A 15,074-nucleotide genomic window follows, 5' to 3' on the forward strand; every position below is an offset into this window, starting at 1 on the left:
GAAGGAGAACGCACATGGCACGAGTCCACATCGGACCGGGAACCGTCGCGGGCGCCGAGCACGACGGCGTCTTCCGGTTCCTCGGCATGCCCTACGCCGCACCACCGGTCGGCGAGCTGCGGTGGGCACCACCGGCTCCGCCCGCGGCCTGGGACGGCGTCCGCGACGCCACGGCCTTCGGTCCGCCCGCCGTGCAGATCGCCGACATCGGGATCGACTTCGGGGCCCCGCAAAGCGAGGACTGCCTGCACCTCAACGTCTGGAGCACCACCCTGGACCCGGAGGACCGCCGGCCGGTCATGGTCTGGATCCACGGCGGCGGCTTCCTCGGCGGTGCCTCGTCCATGCCGGAGTACTCCGGTGCGGACCTGGCGCGACGCGGCGTCACCGTCGTGTCGTTCAACTACCGGCTCGGCGCGTTCGGCTTCCTCAGCCACCCCGACGCCGGTGCCAACGCCGCAGTGCTCGACTGGGTCGCCGCGTTGCACTGGGTCGCGGCCAACATCAGCGCCTTCGGCGGGGACCCGGACAACGTGACGATCTTCGGCCAGTCCGCCGGTGCCGCCGCGGTCCGCGCGCTGCTGTCCGCTCCGGCGGCCCGCGGCCTGTTCCACCGGGCCATCGCGCAGAGCGCCGGCTTCGAGGACTACGCCGTGCCCCCTTCGCCGTCCTACGACCGGATCACCGACGCGAGCGAGGAGATGTTCGACCGGCTGGGCACCCGGGACCTCGACGAACTGCGCCGCCTGCCCGCGCAGCAGGTGCGCGAGGCCTCGTTCGCGCTGGCGGGAACACCACCGGCCGGGCAGCTGCACACGCCCGCCAACCTCGTCTGGTATCCCACGACCGACGGCGCGGTCGTCGCGGACGGCTTCGCCGGCCGGCCCCGCGACGTGCCCGTCCTGTTCGGGTGGACGCAGCACGAATCGCGGTTCTTCCACCGGCCCGCGGGCCAGTACGCGCGCCCCGACCTCGATCCGGCCGAGATCTACACCCCGGAGGTACTCGCCACCATGACCCGCGCCCTGGCCGGCTCCCGCGCGGACGAGGTGCTGGCCCGCTTCGGCGCGGACGGACGCGCGCCCTACGACGCGCTCACCGAGCTCACCACCGACGCCATCTGGGCGGAACCGGCGTGGGAGACCTACCAGCGCTTCGCCGGGCTGGGTCGAACGGCGTACGCGTACCGCTTCGCCCGCGTCGCACCGGGCGCCCGCCGCTCGGGACTGCTCGCCGCCCACATGTCCGAGCTCCCCTACCTCTTCGGCCTGCCCACCGGCGGGGACGAGTACGACGAGGTCGATGCGGCGGTGTCCGACACCGTGCGGCACGCCTGGACCGAGTTCGCCCGCACCGGCGTCCCGCGGTACGGGGACGGCACGGCGTGGCCGAGCTGCGATGCGGCGGCACCCCGCCTCACCGTCATCGGCGACGACGCGCGCAGCGCACCGGTGCACCTCGGCCCGGTCGCCGCGGCGATCAACTCGACCCGGGAGCCGAACCGCGACCGGTAGGCACGATCCGGTACGGCGGCGGGAACCCCGGTTCAGGACCGGGTCAGGACGATGCGCTTGCTGCTGTCGGCCGGCTTCGCCCAGGCGCGTTCGACGTCGTGGAGCGGGATCGGGTCGGCGTCCACGGCGAAGGTGCCGCGGGCGATCTCCGCCAGCACCTCCGGGGCCGCGGCCGCCATCTCCGCTCCGCTCAGCGAGCCCTGCCCGCTGCCGATCACGTCGATCCGCGAGGACCGCAGCGCCCCGGCGGGCAGCGCCGCCCGAGACCCGGCCGTCTCGCCGAGGTTGATCCAGGTCAGCGGGCGTGCCGGTTCGGGCCGGGCGGAGAGCAGCGCACCCATCGTCGTGACCGCCGGTTCGCCCCAGAGGAAGTCGAGGACCACGTCGACGTCCGGGGGTGGCGGGTCGCCGATCAGGGCCGTCCCGGTGGCGCCGCGCACCGCGGCCAGCCGTTCCGGGTCGCGCCCCACGGCGGTCACCTGCGCGGCGCCGAACAGCCGGGCCACCGCCACGGCCATCCGCCCGGTGCCACCGGTCGCGCCGAGCACCAGGACGTTCTTGCCCGGTTCCAGCGCGATCCGCCGCGTCAACGCGAGCCAGGACGCGATCACGCAGTTCATCGTCGCCGCCACCGCCACCGGGTCGGCCCCGTCGGGGAGGACGATGCTGCGCCGGGTGTCGATGACCGCTTGTTCGGCCATCGAACCGCTCCGGCCCCCGAAGATCGCGAAGAACCAGAGCCGGCCGTCCGGACCGCGCCCCACACCGTCGAGGCCCGGCACCAGGGGCAGCTCGTCGGGGGAGCTCGTGTAGTGCGAGCCGTCGGCCTGCATCCGGACTCGCGGATGGAGCCCGGCGGCCAGGACGTCGACCACGATCTCGTGCTCCTCGGTCGCTCGCGGGGAGGGCGTGTCCGCGTACCGGGGGCCGGTGCCGTACGCCGTGACCACTGCAGCTTTCATTCTCGGAAGTCCTTCCAGAGGTGGGAACGCGGACGAATGTCCGGAGGGAGGGAACCGGGTCCGCGCGTCGTGGGCGGTCCCTCGCCGTCATGATCGAAACGCTAAGCGGGCGCGGAGGTGCCGCCTATGCTCGAAGAACCGAGTTCTGTTCGCGATCGTCCGGAGGGCCGATGGATCCGCTGAGCGAAGTGCTGTCGCTGCTCCGGCCGCGGAGTCCGAGGACGGCCGAGGTCGACGCGGGCGGCGCGTGGGCGATCGAGCTCGACGACCTAGCCGGGCAGATCAAGTGCTACGCCGTCGTCGAGGGCTCGTGCCGGCTGACGGTCGAGGGCGGATCCGCAGAGCTGCCCGAAGGCGCCTGCTTCGTCATGCCGACCGGCCGCGGCGCCGTCATCGGCAGCGGACCGGACGTCGAACCGGCACTGGCCTCCGAAGTGCTCGGCCCGGCCCGCAGCGGGAGGGTCATCACCTACCAGGGCGGCGGCACTCGCGTGATCGGTACGCGGTTCGAGTTCGACAGTCCGAACGCGCCGGTGCTGCTGCGGTCGATGCCGACCCTCATGCGGGTCGACGCGTCCCGTGATCGTGCCCGGCTGCGCGGCGCGATCGAGCTCATGGCCGAGGAGGTCCGCGAGGCACGCCCGGGCTCGCACCTGGTCGCGCAGCAACTCGCCCACCTGATGCTGGTCCAGGCGCTGCGGCTGCACCTGGCCACTCGGTCCCCGGACGACGTCGGTTGGTTCGCCGCCCTGGCCGATCCCCGGTTGAGCGCCGCGCTGGAGGCCGTGCACGCCGACCCCGCCCACCCGTGGACCGTGCAGAAGCTCGCCGCCCGGGCCGGCATGTCCCGCACGACGTTCGCCGAGCACTTCCGGGCCCGCGCGGGCGAGACCCCGATCGCTTACCTGACCCGGTGGCGCATGATCCTGGCCGGCGAGAAGCTGCGCACCGGCGAGGACACGATCGCCCGGATCGCGAGCTCCCTGGGCTACCACTCCGAGCACGCCTTCAACGCGGCCTTCAAGCGGGAGGTGGGGGTTCCGCCCGGGCGCTACGCCCGCGCCGCCCGACCCGATCGGAACTCCGAGCGGGCCGCGGACGGCTGAACCACCGAGGATTCGTCCCGCCCACGACGCGCGGATCGTCGAGGTGGTCGACTTCCCGCACGGCTCGCACTCGGCGGCACGACAACGTCCACAAGGGACGGACACTCCGGCGACACCTCGACCCCGAGGCGGAAGAGGTGGTCGCGTTCGGCATCGGTGAGCTCGAACACCCGGGACAGCGCGATCATGAGTGGACGGCCACCCCGAACGGGGAGACCTCCTTCCGCGGAGAACCGATTCGAACGAAGTCCACAGTGGACGAATTCGGCCGAAGCCGAGAAGATCAGCCGCCGCGGCCGACGAGCACGTCGCCGTCGAGCGGCTCCCCCAGCCGCGGCGCTCGACCAGGTCGCCGCGTCGGACCGGTCACCTGCCACGAGCGCACGTGGCCGGGGCGAACCCGGCCACCGAGCGGCTCAGGCCTCGGGCCGCAGACCGCGCATCAGCACGTCGAGCAACCGGCCGGCCCTGGCACCGTGCTCGGGGAGGGGCGCGACGGTGAAGATGCCGATGAGACCGGCGGCCACGTCCTCGGCCGCGACGTCGCCGCGCAGTTCACCTGCCGCGTCGCCGGCGCGAAGCACCTCTTCGATCGCCGCGATCAGGTCGGCGTGGGTCCGGGCGTGCGCGATCTCGCCGGACTCGATCATGGCGAGCAGCGTGCCCAGCATGCCGTTCTTGGTCGCGACCCAGCCCCCGAACAGGTCCATCCAGCGCCGCAACGCCTCGGCCGGGGGCAGCTCCGCGAGCAGCCGGCGGGCGCCGTCGGTGAGCCGCTGGACCTGATCGCCGTAGACCGCGGCGACCAGGTCCTCGCGGGTGGGGAAGTGCCGGTAGAGGGTGGCGATGCCGACCCCGGCTTCGCGCGCGACCTCCCGCAGCGACGGTTCGGCCTCGGCGGACGCGAAGACGCGGGTGGCGACCTCGAGGAGCTGCCTGCGGTTGCGGGACGCGTCCGCTCGCGGCGCGCGGGTGCCTGACCTCTTCAAAACGGAACACGCTCCGGTTGTGCTACGGTTCGACGAAACGGAGCATAGTCCGCTTCCCGTCCGCACCCCTCCCCGGAGTCCGATCAGCATGAGCACGTCCACCAGGACCAGCAGAGCCGTCCAGTTCGTCGAATCCTTCGGAGGGCCCGCGGCCCTCGACCTGCGCGAGGTGCCCGTCCCGGAGGTGGCAGCGGGACAGGTCCGCGTCAGCGCGGCCGGGCTGAACCCGATGGACTGGTTCATGACCTCGGACGCGGACGCCGCCGCCCGCTTCGGACTGAGCTTGCCGTGCGGGTTCGGGAACGACTACGCGGGCGTCGTGGACGAGGTGGGCGACGGGGCCCGCGACGGGAACGGCGTCCGGTTCGAGGTCGGCGACCGGGTGTTCGGAGCCGCCGCTGGCTCCCGACGGCATCACCGCGGCCGTGGACCTGCACGGCACGGACGTGATCGCGGTGGCGCGCGAGCTCGGCGCACCCGGCTCCCGGCTGACCACGATCGCCGCCGTCGTGACGGCGTCCTCCCGGCGAACGGTGCCAACGCCGCTCCCGGCGCCATCGAGGAGATCGCCCGCCTGGCCGCGGAAGGCCTGCTGCGCGTGCCCATCGCGGCGACCTTCCCCGTCGAGGAGGTCCGCGCCGCCGTCGAGCTGCAGGCGGGACGGCACGTGCACGGCAAGGTCGTCGTCGACCTCCCCTGAGGGGCGCAACCGCCACGAGGTGGCCGCAGACCGGCTTCGAACCGACGCCCCGCGCTCGCGCGGATGCCGCGCTCCCCCCGGCCCACGGCGCTCGCACGGTCCGATGAAGCCACGCCGGAGCAGGGACCCGCGAGGCCGTCCGGAGGCGGCCCGCAGCGGCCGCCGAGATCACCCGCGCCCCGACCCGGATCTACCGCAGCGCTCTCACGGCGCGACCAGGACGCCTAGCGCCCTTCATCCTCATTCCGCCAGGAATGACGCGCGGGGTCGGCGACGATGGCGTTGAGGGCGGCGATGTGGCGCCGGTACGCCTGCCGCCCGGCCGGGGTGATGCGGTACCAGGTGGCGCCGCCTCTGCCTCGCCCGGTCTTCTTGACCTTGACGTAGCCGGCGTGCTCCAGCGTGTTCATCTGCTTCGACAGGTCCGAGTCGCTGATGCCGAGGTGGTCGCGCAGGAAGCCGAAGTCGGCGTGCTCACCGCCGGCCAGGACCGACATCGCCGCCAGGCGTTTGGGAGCGTGGATGACGGCATCGAGGTCGGAGAGATTCATCCCTCGCCCTCGACCCGTCGGCGGGTCCGCGCCGCTGCGTGTTCGTACGCCTTCTCGTACCACAGCAGCCCTCCCGTGACGCCCACGAACGTCACAGCCGCCGCCACGACACCACCGGCGAACACGGCGAGCAGCGCGATGGTGGCCGTCAGGACCGCCGCGCCGATCAGGTAGGCCCTGATGGCGGGCTTGAACTCCGCCGGTGCACCAGCGACGTCCGGCCATGCACCGCGCACCCGGCGGTACCGGACCTGGGCGATCAACGCGACGGCCACCAGCGCCAGCAGCGCCGCGGCGCTCCACAACCCGTGCAGCTCGGTCACCGCGAGGACGAGCGCGCAGGCCCAGGCCCCGGCTGCGGGGTAGTACCACCAGCGGGTCGGCGGGTAGTCGATCCAGGTGGCAACGGAGCCGCGCTCGGCTTCGGCCAAGGCGCGCCGCGGCGTGAAATCACTTTCCATGGTGGAAAACATATTCGATCGCTTTCCACTTCTGCAAGTGGAAAGTGGTGGGGCGGCGACCGGCACCGCGGAACGGATCAGAGCGTGGTTCGCCTGCCGGTGGGACGCAAGGTCAACGCCCGCCTGGATGCCCGGAGCCGCCACCCCGGCATCGGGGGGACGAGGAACCGGACGTCGAGAACAGCCACACCGGCAGCGCCCCGCACCTGCTCGCCGATCCGGTGGTGCGTAAGGGGATGGCGAAGCTGAGCGACCTCGGCCTCACCCTCGACACCTGGGTCGTCTTCCCCCAGCTCGATGACGTGGCCGCGGCGGCCGACGCGGTGCCCGACCTGTCCTTCGTGCTCGACCACTGCGGCGGCCCCCTCGGCTACGGGCGCTACGCCGGGCGCACCGACGAGGACTTCGCCACCTGGCGCCGCGGGGTGCGGGCGGTCGCCGAACGACCCAACGTCACCTGCAAGCTGGGCGGCCTCGTCGCCCGCCTCGCCGCGTTCGACTACCGCACCGCGGAACGCCCCGCGTCCTCCGCGGAGCTCGCCGAGCTCTGGCGGCCCTGGATCGACACCTGCATCGACGCGTTCGGCCCCGACCGGTGCATGTTCGAGAGCAACTACCCCGTGGACGGGGTCGGCGTCCCCTACCGGACGCTGTGGAACACCTTCAACGCATCACCGAGCCCCTGACCGACGCCGACCGCGCCCACCTCTTCGCAGGCACCGCCCGCCGCGTGTACGGCCTCTGAGGTCCGGAGCTCCTCGCCCGATCTCCGCCGGGGCGCCCGGCGCGGTTCGAGCGGTGGGGCCGGTGATGGGAGCCGGTGCGGGCGACCGAGGTGCTCGCGGTTTCCGACCGAGAAGAACCCGCGCTCGGCCGACCATCGCGGCTACGCGCGGTCGGTCGGGGTGTAGAGCATGACCCAGTGGTCGCGTTCGGGTTCGTGGAGGATCTCGATGCCGAACCGGGTCCAGCCGCGGCCGGGCCGGTGCATGTCCTTCACCGCGGATTTCCAAGCGCTGACCTCGCCCCGATCCCAGTGCTCGCGGAAGGTGGCGCTGGTGGCGGTGAGCTCGTCGCGGATCGCGCCGAGGTAGGCGTCGCCGGGGTACCGGCTGAGCGCGGTCCGCAGTTCGGCCGCGGCCACCCGCAGGAACAGGTCCGCCCCGTCGTCGCCGAGCAGGGCGGGCAGGTCCTCCGCGGTGAACGCCTGGAAGACGATGTTGCGCCCGTGCGGCCCGTCCCGTTCCAGCGGAGCGAGCAGTTCGGCGGCGGCCTCGTTACGGGCCAGCAGATCGAGGCGTCCATCGTGGACGGTCACCGGCGTGGTCGCGCCGAGGTCGTGGACCATCCGCAGCAGCCCGGGCCGGACCACCTGCTGCGGGGCCGCCGGTTCCGGCGGGGCCTCTCCCCCGAGGCGGAAGAGGTGGTCGCGCTCGGGGTCGGTGAGCGCGAACGCGCGGGACAGCGCGGTGAGGATCTCCCGGGACGCTCGCGTGGCCCGGCCCTGTTCCAGGCGCGTGTAGTACTCGACCGAGATGTTGGCCAGCGCGGCCAGTTCCTGCCGCCGCAGGCCAGGCACCCGCCGCCGGGACGCCCGCCCGCCTCCGACGGGTTCCGGTGGCGGGAGCATCGCCCGGCGGTGGCGCAGGTAGGCAGCGAACTCGCTGCGGTCCGTCGTTCCCACGCCCCCATCGTCCTAGCCTGCCCCGCGACCCGGCCAGATCGGAGCCTGGTCTTGCCGGTACCAGGCTCCGCGCGGTCTTCCGGGCGGCGCCGCAGGGCCGCAGGCTCGGGGATGCGCGGCCCGGCGCTCGGACCGCGCGAGCGACGAAGGAGACGTTGTCATGACCAGCACCGCGTGGACCCTCCCGATCCGGGCGGAGCGCGTCCCGGAGTTCCGGAACCTGCTCGACGAGCTCCACGCCCGGCACCTGCCCGGCCTCGACGCCCGAGCGCGGGAGGTCGGCTACGTCCGGGAGCGGATGTGGTTGCAGCCCAACGCCGACGGCAGCGCCGAGTTCATCGTCTACCTGGAGTTCGACGAGGGCGTCGACGTGCCCACCTTCGCGGAACGGCTGCGGACCTACGAATCCGAGTTCACCCGCTGGTGGACGCCCCGGTTCGAGTCCTTCGGCCTGCCACCTGCCTTCGGCGAGCCCGTCCTGAGCTGGGACGCCTGAGCCCGCCCCTCCCCCGACGAACACCGGAGATTCGAGCATGACCGACCAGGTACAGCCCGCCGCCCGCACCGCCCTGCAGATCGCGCAGGAGTTCATCCGCGCGGTCGAGGCGAAGGACCCCGACGCCGTCGACCGCTTGCTGCACCCGGAGGTGCGGCAGCTGTTCATGCACACGAAGGCCACCACGACGCCGGACGGTGTCGCCGACCTCATCGCCGGCCGTCGCCGCGGGCGCTGCGTGGCCGACATGAACGGCAAAGCGGACGTCGCCGCCTACACCCGGGCGCTGTTCGACAAGTTCACCCCACTGATCTGGCGCGACCACGAGTGGACGGTCACCCCGGACGGGGCGGTCTTCTTCCGCGGAACGGGCGACATGGCCCTGACCGGCAACGGCAAGCAGTACCGCAACGACTACGCCACCCGCTTCGACGTCGTCGACGGCCGGATCGTGCTCATGGCCGAATACGCCGACGCGCTGCGCTACGCAGGACTGCTGGTCCGCCCGAACGGCCCCGAGTTCCGCGGCCTCCTCCGCGCCCTCGGCCGCTGGATCTCACCCCGGCTCTCCGCCACGTCGGGGAGATGAGCGCGACCCCGTTCGTCATCGGCTCGCGGCCCGTTCGATCAGGGCTACGGCCGCACGCGGGTCGTCGACTTCGACGACCAGGCGGGCAAAACGTTCGTCGTCGGTCAGTTCCACGACCACGGCCTTCCGCGCGTCGCGCACGGCCCAGAAGACCTTCTCGCCGTCCTTGTGGAAGGTGCCCGCCGTGATCAGGCCCGGCACGTGCGTGCCCGGCGCCCGGATTCCCTTGGGCTCGCCCAGAACGCCCGGATCCATCGTGGCGCCCCGCACATGCGCCAGCGGAATGGTCAGCTTGCTCTTGTGCGCCCAGACCTTGTCCAGTCCCGCCATCTCCACGACCAGGTCCTGGCCCTGCACCCTGATTACCGCCACGTCAGATCTCCTTCGCCATCACCGGCCGCCGGCGCAACCAACGCCCCAGCAGCGCCTCGGTCGCACGCGGATCCCCCGTCGCCTCGTCCACCTCCGCGAGAATCAACGACACCAGGTCGGCGACCTCGGGATCGTCGAGCGCCCGATCGACCGCGGCGACCAGCAGCAGATCCCACTCCGGCACATGATCCGGTTCGGCCGCCCGGTTCAGGTGCGGGCGGACCTCGTGCTCGATGTGGTGGCGCAACGCCGCCAGGTACAGGCCACGCTTGCTGCCGAACACGCCGTAGAGGCTGTTGCGGTGCACGCCGAGCCGGGTGACCAGGTCATCGACGGACACCCCGTCGTAGGCGCGGCGCGCGAACAGATCCGCCGCTGCCGCCACGACCTCGTCCACGTCGAAAGTCCGCCGCCGTCCCATGCGACGACGCTAGCGCTTTCAGGAACGACCAGTCAAGAACGATCGGTCATGAAAACCTCGGGAGCCGGTCCGACCCAGCGCCCTCGCCTCGATGAAAGGCGGTTCCCGGAGGGCACTGCAGATCGCCCTGCCCGGTGATGGAGGGCGTGCCCGAACTGCGGCGGAAGCGGCCGGCAGGGCGGTGACGACTGCAGAACCTGCGACTGCACCGGCCGGATCCAACCCGCCCGCAGGCTCGGTGCGGCGGGGCGGCAACACTCGCTCGACGCAGCCCGGCTACACCGGGTAGGACGACTAGAGTTGACCCGCCACCGACCCAGCCCCTACCCGACGCTCCCGGAGATGCCCGCGTGTCTGATCGGTTCGTTCACCTGCACGTGCACACCGAGTTCTCGATGCTCGACGGTGCCGCCAAGCACAACGCACTGTTCGCCGAGGTCGCTCGGCTCGAACAACCCGCGGTGGCGATGACCGACCACGGCAACATGTTCGGCGCGCACTCCTTCAACGCGCAGGCCAAGAAGTCCGGCATCAAGCCGATCATCGGCATCGAGGCGTACGTTGCTCCGGCGAGCCGCTACCACAAGAAACCGGTGTTCTGGGGCGAACGAGCACGAACCGGCAAGAAAGAGGTCGACGAGTACGGCGAGAGCGGCGATGTCTCCGGCGCCGGTGCGTACACGCACATGACCATGCTCGCGCAGAACTCGACCGGGCTGCGCAACCTGTTCAAGCTGTCCTCGCTCGCGTCCATGCAAGGGTTCTTCCGCAAACCACGCATGGACAAGGAGCTGATCGCCGAGCACGCGGACGGGATCATCGCCACGAGCGGCTGCCTCGCCGGCGAAATCCTCACCCGCCTCCGCCTGGGCCAGAAGCAGGAGGCCGTGCAGGCCGCCTCCGACTACAAGGACATCTTCGGGCCGGACCGCTTCTTCATCGAGGTCATGGACCACGGCATCCAGATGGAGCGCAACATCCGCGCGGAGCTGCTGGACATCGCCCGCCAACTCGACCTCCGGACCGTGGCCACGAACGACAGCCACTACGTGACCGCGGATCAGGCCGGCCACCACGACGCTCTGCTCTGCCTGCAAACCCGCTCAACGCTCGCCGACACCGACAGGTTCAAGTTCAACGGCGACGGCTACCACATCAAATCATCGGCGGAGATGCGCGAGTACTGGGACACCGAGGTTCCCGGCGCCGCCGACAGCACCTTGCTGATCACCGACATGGTCGAGGGTTACGACGAGGCATTCGCACCCACGAACCGGATGCCGCAGGCCAAGATCAAGCCCGGCAGCACCGATGTCGAAGTGCTGCGCGAAGAGGTCGAGGAATTCATCCCGACCCGATTCCCAGGCGACAGCTTCACCCAAGACTACCGCGACCAGCTCGAATGGGAGCTGAAGGTCATCACCGAGAAGGGGTACAGCTCGTACTTCCTGGTCGTCGGTGACATGATCCGGTGGGCCAAGAACAACGGCATTCGCGTAGGGCCGGGACGTGGCTCGGCCGCGGGCGCGCTGCTGTCCTATGTTCTGCACATCATCGATATCGACCCCTTGCAACACGGACTCCTGTTCGAGCGGTTCCTCAACCCCGAGCGCGACTCGCCACCCGACATCGACATCGACTTCGACGAGCGCAGGCGCGATGAGGTCATCGCCTACGCGAAGGAGAAGTACGGCGAAGAATACTTCGCCAAGGTCATCACCTACGGCACGATTAAAACGAAAGCGGCGTTCAAGGACGCCGCCCGCGTGCACCTCGGGCAACCTGGATTCCAGCTCGCCGACCAGTTCAGCAAAGCACTACCGGCGCCGATCGCGGCGAAGGACATCCCGCTGTCCGGGATCGTCGATCCACAGCACGAGCGCTACACCGAGGCCGCCGAAGTTCGCTCGCTGATCGAGAACGACGCGCAGATCGGCAAGATCTTCGATACCGCACGCGGACTGGAAGGCTTGATCCGGAACGCAGGCGTGCACGCCTGCGCCCACATCATCTCCCGCGAACCACTGCTCGACGTGCTGCCGCTGTGGAAACGCGATGACGGTGAGATCATCACCGGCTGGGACGGGCCGCAGTGCGAAGACGTGGGCCTGCTCAAGATCGATATTCTCGGCCTCGTCAACATGACCACGATCGACGACACCGTGCGCATGGTGAAGGCCAATCACGGTGTTGAGATCGAACCGCTCGACATCCCCCTCGATGACGCCCCCACCTTCGAGATGCTGGGCAGAGGCGAGAGCTTGGGCGTGTTCCAGCTTGAAGGTGGCGGAATGCAATCGCTGCTCAAGCGCATGGCCCCCACCCGGTTCGGCGACATCGTCGCCTGCGTCGCCCTGTACCGGCCGGGCCCGATGGACGTCAACGCCCACCTCGACTACGCCGACCGCAAGAACGGCAAGAAGCCCGTCGAGCCGATCCACGCCGAACTCGACCAACCGCTCGAAGACGTGCTCGGTGAAACGTACGGCCTGATCGTCTACCAAGAGCAGATCATGGCCATCGCCCAGCGAGTGGCGGGATACACGCTCGGACAAGCCGACTTGCTCCGTCGCGCGATGGGCAAGAAGAAGAAGGAGGTGATGGACGAGCAGTTCGCCCGGTTCGAAGCCGGGATGGCCGAACGGGAGTACAGCAAAGAGGCCATCGACCAGCTCTGGGCGACGGTGCTGCCCTTCGCCGGATACGCGTTCAACAAGTCCCACGCGGCCGCCTACGGCTTGGTGACCTACTGGACCGCCTACCTGAAAGCGCACTACCCGGCCGAATACATGGCGGCGCTGCTGACCGCCAACGCGCACAACAAGGACAAGACCGGCATCTACCTGTCCGAGTGCCGCCGAATGGGAATCCGCGTGCTACCGCCGGACGTGAACGAATCCGTCGTCGGGCACGCGGCCGTGGACGGTCGAATCCGTTTCGGAATGGGGGCCATCCGCAACGTCGGCACGAACGTGGTCGAGTCGATCACCAAAACGCGTGAGGCCAAGGGCCGCTACTCCTCGTTCACCGATTTCCTCGACAAGGTCGAGATCACCGCGTGCAACAAGCGGGTCATCGAGTCGCTGATCAAAGCAGGCGCCTTCGACTCGCTCGGAGCCACTCGCATGGCCCTGACCCAACACCACGAGGCGGCGGTCGACGCCGTGATCGGCCTCAAACGCCAAGAGGCGATGGGGCAGTTCGACCTGTTCGGCGGAGGCGACGACACCGCCACCAGCCCCGATTCCTCCCCGCTGGCGCACCTCCAGTTCACCCATGAGGAATGGCCGCGCAAACAGCTCCTCGCGTACGAGCGGGAGATGCTCGGCCTCTACGTCTCCGCGCACCCCCTGGACGGCGCCGAGCGCTTGTTGCGGCCGTACCAGGACACCACCATCGCAGAACTCGTCGGTGGAGAACGCGAGCCCGGCCCCAACGGCAAAGAAGAGGCCAAGATCGCTGGAATGATCTCAGCGATCCAGCGGCGGCTCAACAAGAACGGGCAGCCCTGGGCCATCGTCACGCTGGAGGACTTCGACGCCAGCGTGGAAGTGCTGTTCTTCCCGAAGTCCTACGAGCTGTTCTCCGACTGCTTGGCCGAAGACACCGCGCTCGCCGTCAAGGGCCGGGTCAACGAACGTGAAGGCGAGATCAGCGTGTTCGCCTCGGACGCCGTACCGGTGGACATCGCCGCGGCCGAGCACTCGCCCGGATCAGCGCCGCCGTTCGTGCTCCGCGCTGATGCCAAGAAGATCGACAAGGAACTCATCGGCGAACTCCGCAACACGCTCGGCACCTACCGCGGCGAAACCCCGGTGCACGTCCACTTGGGTTCGACTCGACTCGAACTGCCGGCTTGGCCGGTGAAGGTGTGCACCGAGCTCGTCTCGGAGCTCAAGTCACTGCGGGGAATCGCGATCGAGCGCGTGGGCTGACCACAAACCGGACGAATCAGATATCGGATCCGCCTCCCCGCACTGGGCATTGTCTTGTCGAGGGTCATTCCGCACTCCCTGATCGATCGCCCTCCCGGCTCAGCGCCGCGGCAACCCGTGACGGGTTCGGCCGCCCCAGGTGTCTGGCCAGCCACGTGCCGGTGCGCACCACTGCGGCGAGGTCGACGCCGGTGTCGTAACCGAGGCCGTGCAGCATCCACACCAGATCCTCCGTGGCGAGGTTGCCTGTCGCGCTGCGGGCGAACGGGCAGCCGCCGGTCCCGCCGACCGAGCTGTCGAACTCCCGCACGCCCGCCTGCAAGCCCGCGTGCACGTTGGCCAACGCCTGCCCGTAGGTGTCGTGGCAATGCAACGCCAGCACCGAAGGGGCGATCCCTGCCGCGTCCAGCGCCTCGACCAGCGCTGTGACGTGGCCCGGAGTCGCCACCCCGATGGTGTCGCCCAGTGCGATCCGCGTGCATCCCTGATCGACCAGCCGCCGCGCGGCCTCCACTACGCGATGGACCGGGACCGCGCCCTCCCACGGATCGCCGAAGCACATCGAGATATAGCCGCGGACCACCATGCCCCGCTGCCGTCCTTCGGCCACGACCGGCGCGAGCGCCGCCAGCACCTCGTCGGCTCCGCGTCCGAGGTTGCGGCGGGCGAAGCCCTCGGTCGCACTGGCGAACACGGCGATCTCCTTCGCCCCGGCCTCCAACGCACGTCGCATCCCGTGCTCGTTGGGCACGAGCACCGGGTGTCGCGCCGTTCCGGAGAGGTCGATACCGGCGAGCACCTCAGCGGCATCGCCGAGCTGCGGCACCCACCGCGGGGACACGAAACTCGTCGCTTCGACCAAGTGCAGTCCCGCTGCCAGCAATCGTCGGATGAGCTCGATCTTGATGCCGGTGTTCAGCCGGGCCTGTTCGGCCTGCAGGCCGTCGCGGGGGCCGACTTCGCAGATGGTCACGTGCTCGGGCAATCCCCGTTCCGGCACCACCATCGGCAGCCCGGTCATCGGTGCTCACCGCGGAGTTCGACAGGCGCCCGTTCAGCGTGCTCGGCTCGGACGACCCCGCCTGCGATCAACCGCTCGACGTTCTGCTCGGCCTGATCGAGGCCGAGCGCATGTCCGGAGTCCGAGGCGTCCAGGTCGCCTCCGTCGAGCGTGGCGGCGTTCTCGGCCACCAGCTCTCGCCGCTGAGCGATGGGGCGATCTTCGAATCCTGTTGGTCGACTGGTCGACACCGTTCCTCCTGGGCACTCGCATGCTGCGCGGCAGCGGGCCGAC

General features: G+C 70.3%; 16 protein-coding genes. 8 read left to right on the forward strand and 8 right to left on the reverse strand.

Annotated features, from left to right (window positions below; all coding sequences use genetic code 11):
* The first annotated feature begins 14 nt into the window (after positions 1-14).
* Positions 15-1,514, forward strand: a complete 1,500-nt coding sequence (locus tag LCD35_RS10555; RefSeq protein ID WP_225044110.1) for a carboxylesterase/lipase family protein — start codon at positions 15-17, stop codon at positions 1,512-1,514.
* 32 nt (positions 1,515-1,546) lie between these two features.
* Here LCD35_RS10555 and LCD35_RS10560 read toward each other — a convergent pair whose 3' ends face one another.
* Positions 1,547-2,476 carry a zinc-binding alcohol dehydrogenase family protein gene (locus LCD35_RS10560; RefSeq protein WP_224968758.1) on the reverse strand — a complete coding sequence of 310 codons (930 nt, stop codon included), beginning with the start codon at positions 2,474-2,476 and terminating at the stop codon, positions 1,547-1,549.
* Between the two features lie 170 nt (positions 2,477-2,646).
* Between LCD35_RS10560 and LCD35_RS10565 the strand changes: the two genes are divergently transcribed.
* The gene (locus LCD35_RS10565) at positions 2,647-3,582 is read left to right on the forward strand and encodes an AraC family transcriptional regulator (RefSeq protein ID WP_224957852.1); all 936 of its coding nucleotides are present in this window, start codon (positions 2,647-2,649) and stop codon (positions 3,580-3,582) included.
* A gap of 416 nt (positions 3,583-3,998) precedes the next feature.
* Here the strand turns inward: LCD35_RS10565 and LCD35_RS10570 are convergent, their stop codons facing one another.
* Positions 3,999-4,571 carry a TetR/AcrR family transcriptional regulator gene (locus LCD35_RS10570; RefSeq protein WP_225044111.1) on the reverse strand — a complete coding sequence of 191 codons (573 nt, stop codon included), beginning with the start codon at positions 4,569-4,571 and terminating at the stop codon, positions 3,999-4,001.
* 88 nt (positions 4,572-4,659) lie between these two features.
* Between LCD35_RS10570 and LCD35_RS10575 the strand changes: the two genes are divergently transcribed.
* Positions 4,660-5,271 carry a zinc-binding dehydrogenase gene (locus tag LCD35_RS10575; RefSeq protein ID WP_374108065.1) on the forward strand — a complete coding sequence of 204 codons (612 nt, stop codon included), beginning with the start codon at positions 4,660-4,662 and terminating at the stop codon, positions 5,269-5,271.
* Positions 5,272-5,495: 224 nt separating this feature from the next.
* Here LCD35_RS10575 and LCD35_RS10580 read toward each other — a convergent pair whose 3' ends face one another.
* Both LCD35_RS10580 and LCD35_RS10585 read right to left on the reverse strand, forming a co-directional pair.
* The gene (locus LCD35_RS10580) at positions 5,496-5,822 is read right to left on the reverse strand and encodes a transcriptional regulator (RefSeq protein ID WP_224957854.1); all 327 of its coding nucleotides are present in this window, start codon (positions 5,820-5,822) and stop codon (positions 5,496-5,498) included.
* Positions 5,819-6,283, reverse strand: coding sequence for a hypothetical protein (locus tag LCD35_RS10585; protein ID WP_224957855.1), 465 nt, complete (start codon positions 6,281-6,283; stop codon positions 5,819-5,821). The genes LCD35_RS10580 and LCD35_RS10585 overlap by 4 nt, the downstream gene beginning before the upstream one ends.
* Before the next feature lie 236 nt (positions 6,284-6,519).
* Between LCD35_RS10585 and LCD35_RS10590 the strand changes: the two genes are divergently transcribed.
* Positions 6,520-6,969 carry an amidohydrolase gene (locus tag LCD35_RS10590; protein ID WP_255614680.1) on the forward strand — a complete coding sequence of 150 codons (450 nt, stop codon included), beginning with the start codon at positions 6,520-6,522 and terminating at the stop codon, positions 6,967-6,969.
* A gap of 200 nt (positions 6,970-7,169) precedes the next feature.
* Here the strand turns inward: LCD35_RS10590 and LCD35_RS30435 are convergent, their stop codons facing one another.
* The gene (locus tag LCD35_RS30435) at positions 7,170-7,967 is read right to left on the reverse strand and encodes a helix-turn-helix transcriptional regulator (protein WP_224968764.1); all 798 of its coding nucleotides are present in this window, start codon (positions 7,965-7,967) and stop codon (positions 7,170-7,172) included.
* 160 nt (positions 7,968-8,127) lie between these two features.
* On the opposite strand from LCD35_RS30435, the gene LCD35_RS10600 reads away from it, so the two are divergent.
* Both LCD35_RS10600 and LCD35_RS10605 read left to right on the forward strand, forming a co-directional pair.
* Positions 8,128-8,463: a hypothetical protein gene (locus LCD35_RS10600; protein ID WP_224957858.1), complete on the forward strand. Its 336-nt coding sequence runs from the start codon at positions 8,128-8,130 to the stop codon at positions 8,461-8,463.
* A gap of 37 nt (positions 8,464-8,500) precedes the next feature.
* On the forward strand, positions 8,501-9,052 hold the full coding sequence (locus tag LCD35_RS10605) for a nuclear transport factor 2 family protein (RefSeq protein WP_224957859.1): 552 nt from the start codon (positions 8,501-8,503) through the stop codon (positions 9,050-9,052).
* A gap of 15 nt (positions 9,053-9,067) precedes the next feature.
* Here the strand turns inward: LCD35_RS10605 and LCD35_RS10610 are convergent, their stop codons facing one another.
* Both LCD35_RS10610 and LCD35_RS10615 read right to left on the reverse strand, forming a co-directional pair.
* On the reverse strand, positions 9,068-9,424 hold the full coding sequence (locus LCD35_RS10610; protein WP_225044112.1) for a hypothetical protein: 357 nt from the start codon (positions 9,422-9,424) through the stop codon (positions 9,068-9,070).
* 1 nt (position 9,425) lies between these two features.
* On the reverse strand, positions 9,426-9,845 hold the full coding sequence (locus LCD35_RS10615; RefSeq protein ID WP_225044113.1) for a TetR/AcrR family transcriptional regulator: 420 nt from the start codon (positions 9,843-9,845) through the stop codon (positions 9,426-9,428).
* A gap of 395 nt (positions 9,846-10,240) precedes the next feature.
* Here LCD35_RS10615 and dnaE point away from each other — a divergent pair, with 395 nt between their 5' ends.
* A complete protein-coding gene (gene dnaE, locus LCD35_RS10620; protein ID WP_374108066.1) occupies positions 10,241-13,780 on the forward strand; it encodes a DNA polymerase III subunit alpha in 3,540 nt (1,179 codons plus the stop codon).
* Positions 13,781-13,844: 64 nt separating this feature from the next.
* Here the strand turns inward: dnaE and LCD35_RS10625 are convergent, their stop codons facing one another.
* A complete protein-coding gene (locus LCD35_RS10625; protein WP_224957863.1) occupies positions 13,845-14,801 on the reverse strand; it encodes a hydroxymethylglutaryl-CoA lyase in 957 nt (318 codons plus the stop codon).
* A 2-nt stretch (positions 14,802-14,803) separates the two neighbouring features.
* Between LCD35_RS10625 and LCD35_RS10630 the strand changes: the two genes are divergently transcribed.
* The coding region (locus tag LCD35_RS10630; protein ID WP_225044115.1) for a hypothetical protein at positions 14,804-15,074 on the forward strand (271 nt) is incomplete at its 3' end.

Source organism: Saccharopolyspora sp. 6V (genome assembly GCF_020176785.1).
Taxonomy (GTDB): Bacteria; Actinomycetota; Actinomycetes; order Mycobacteriales; family Pseudonocardiaceae; genus Saccharopolyspora_C; species Saccharopolyspora_C gregorii.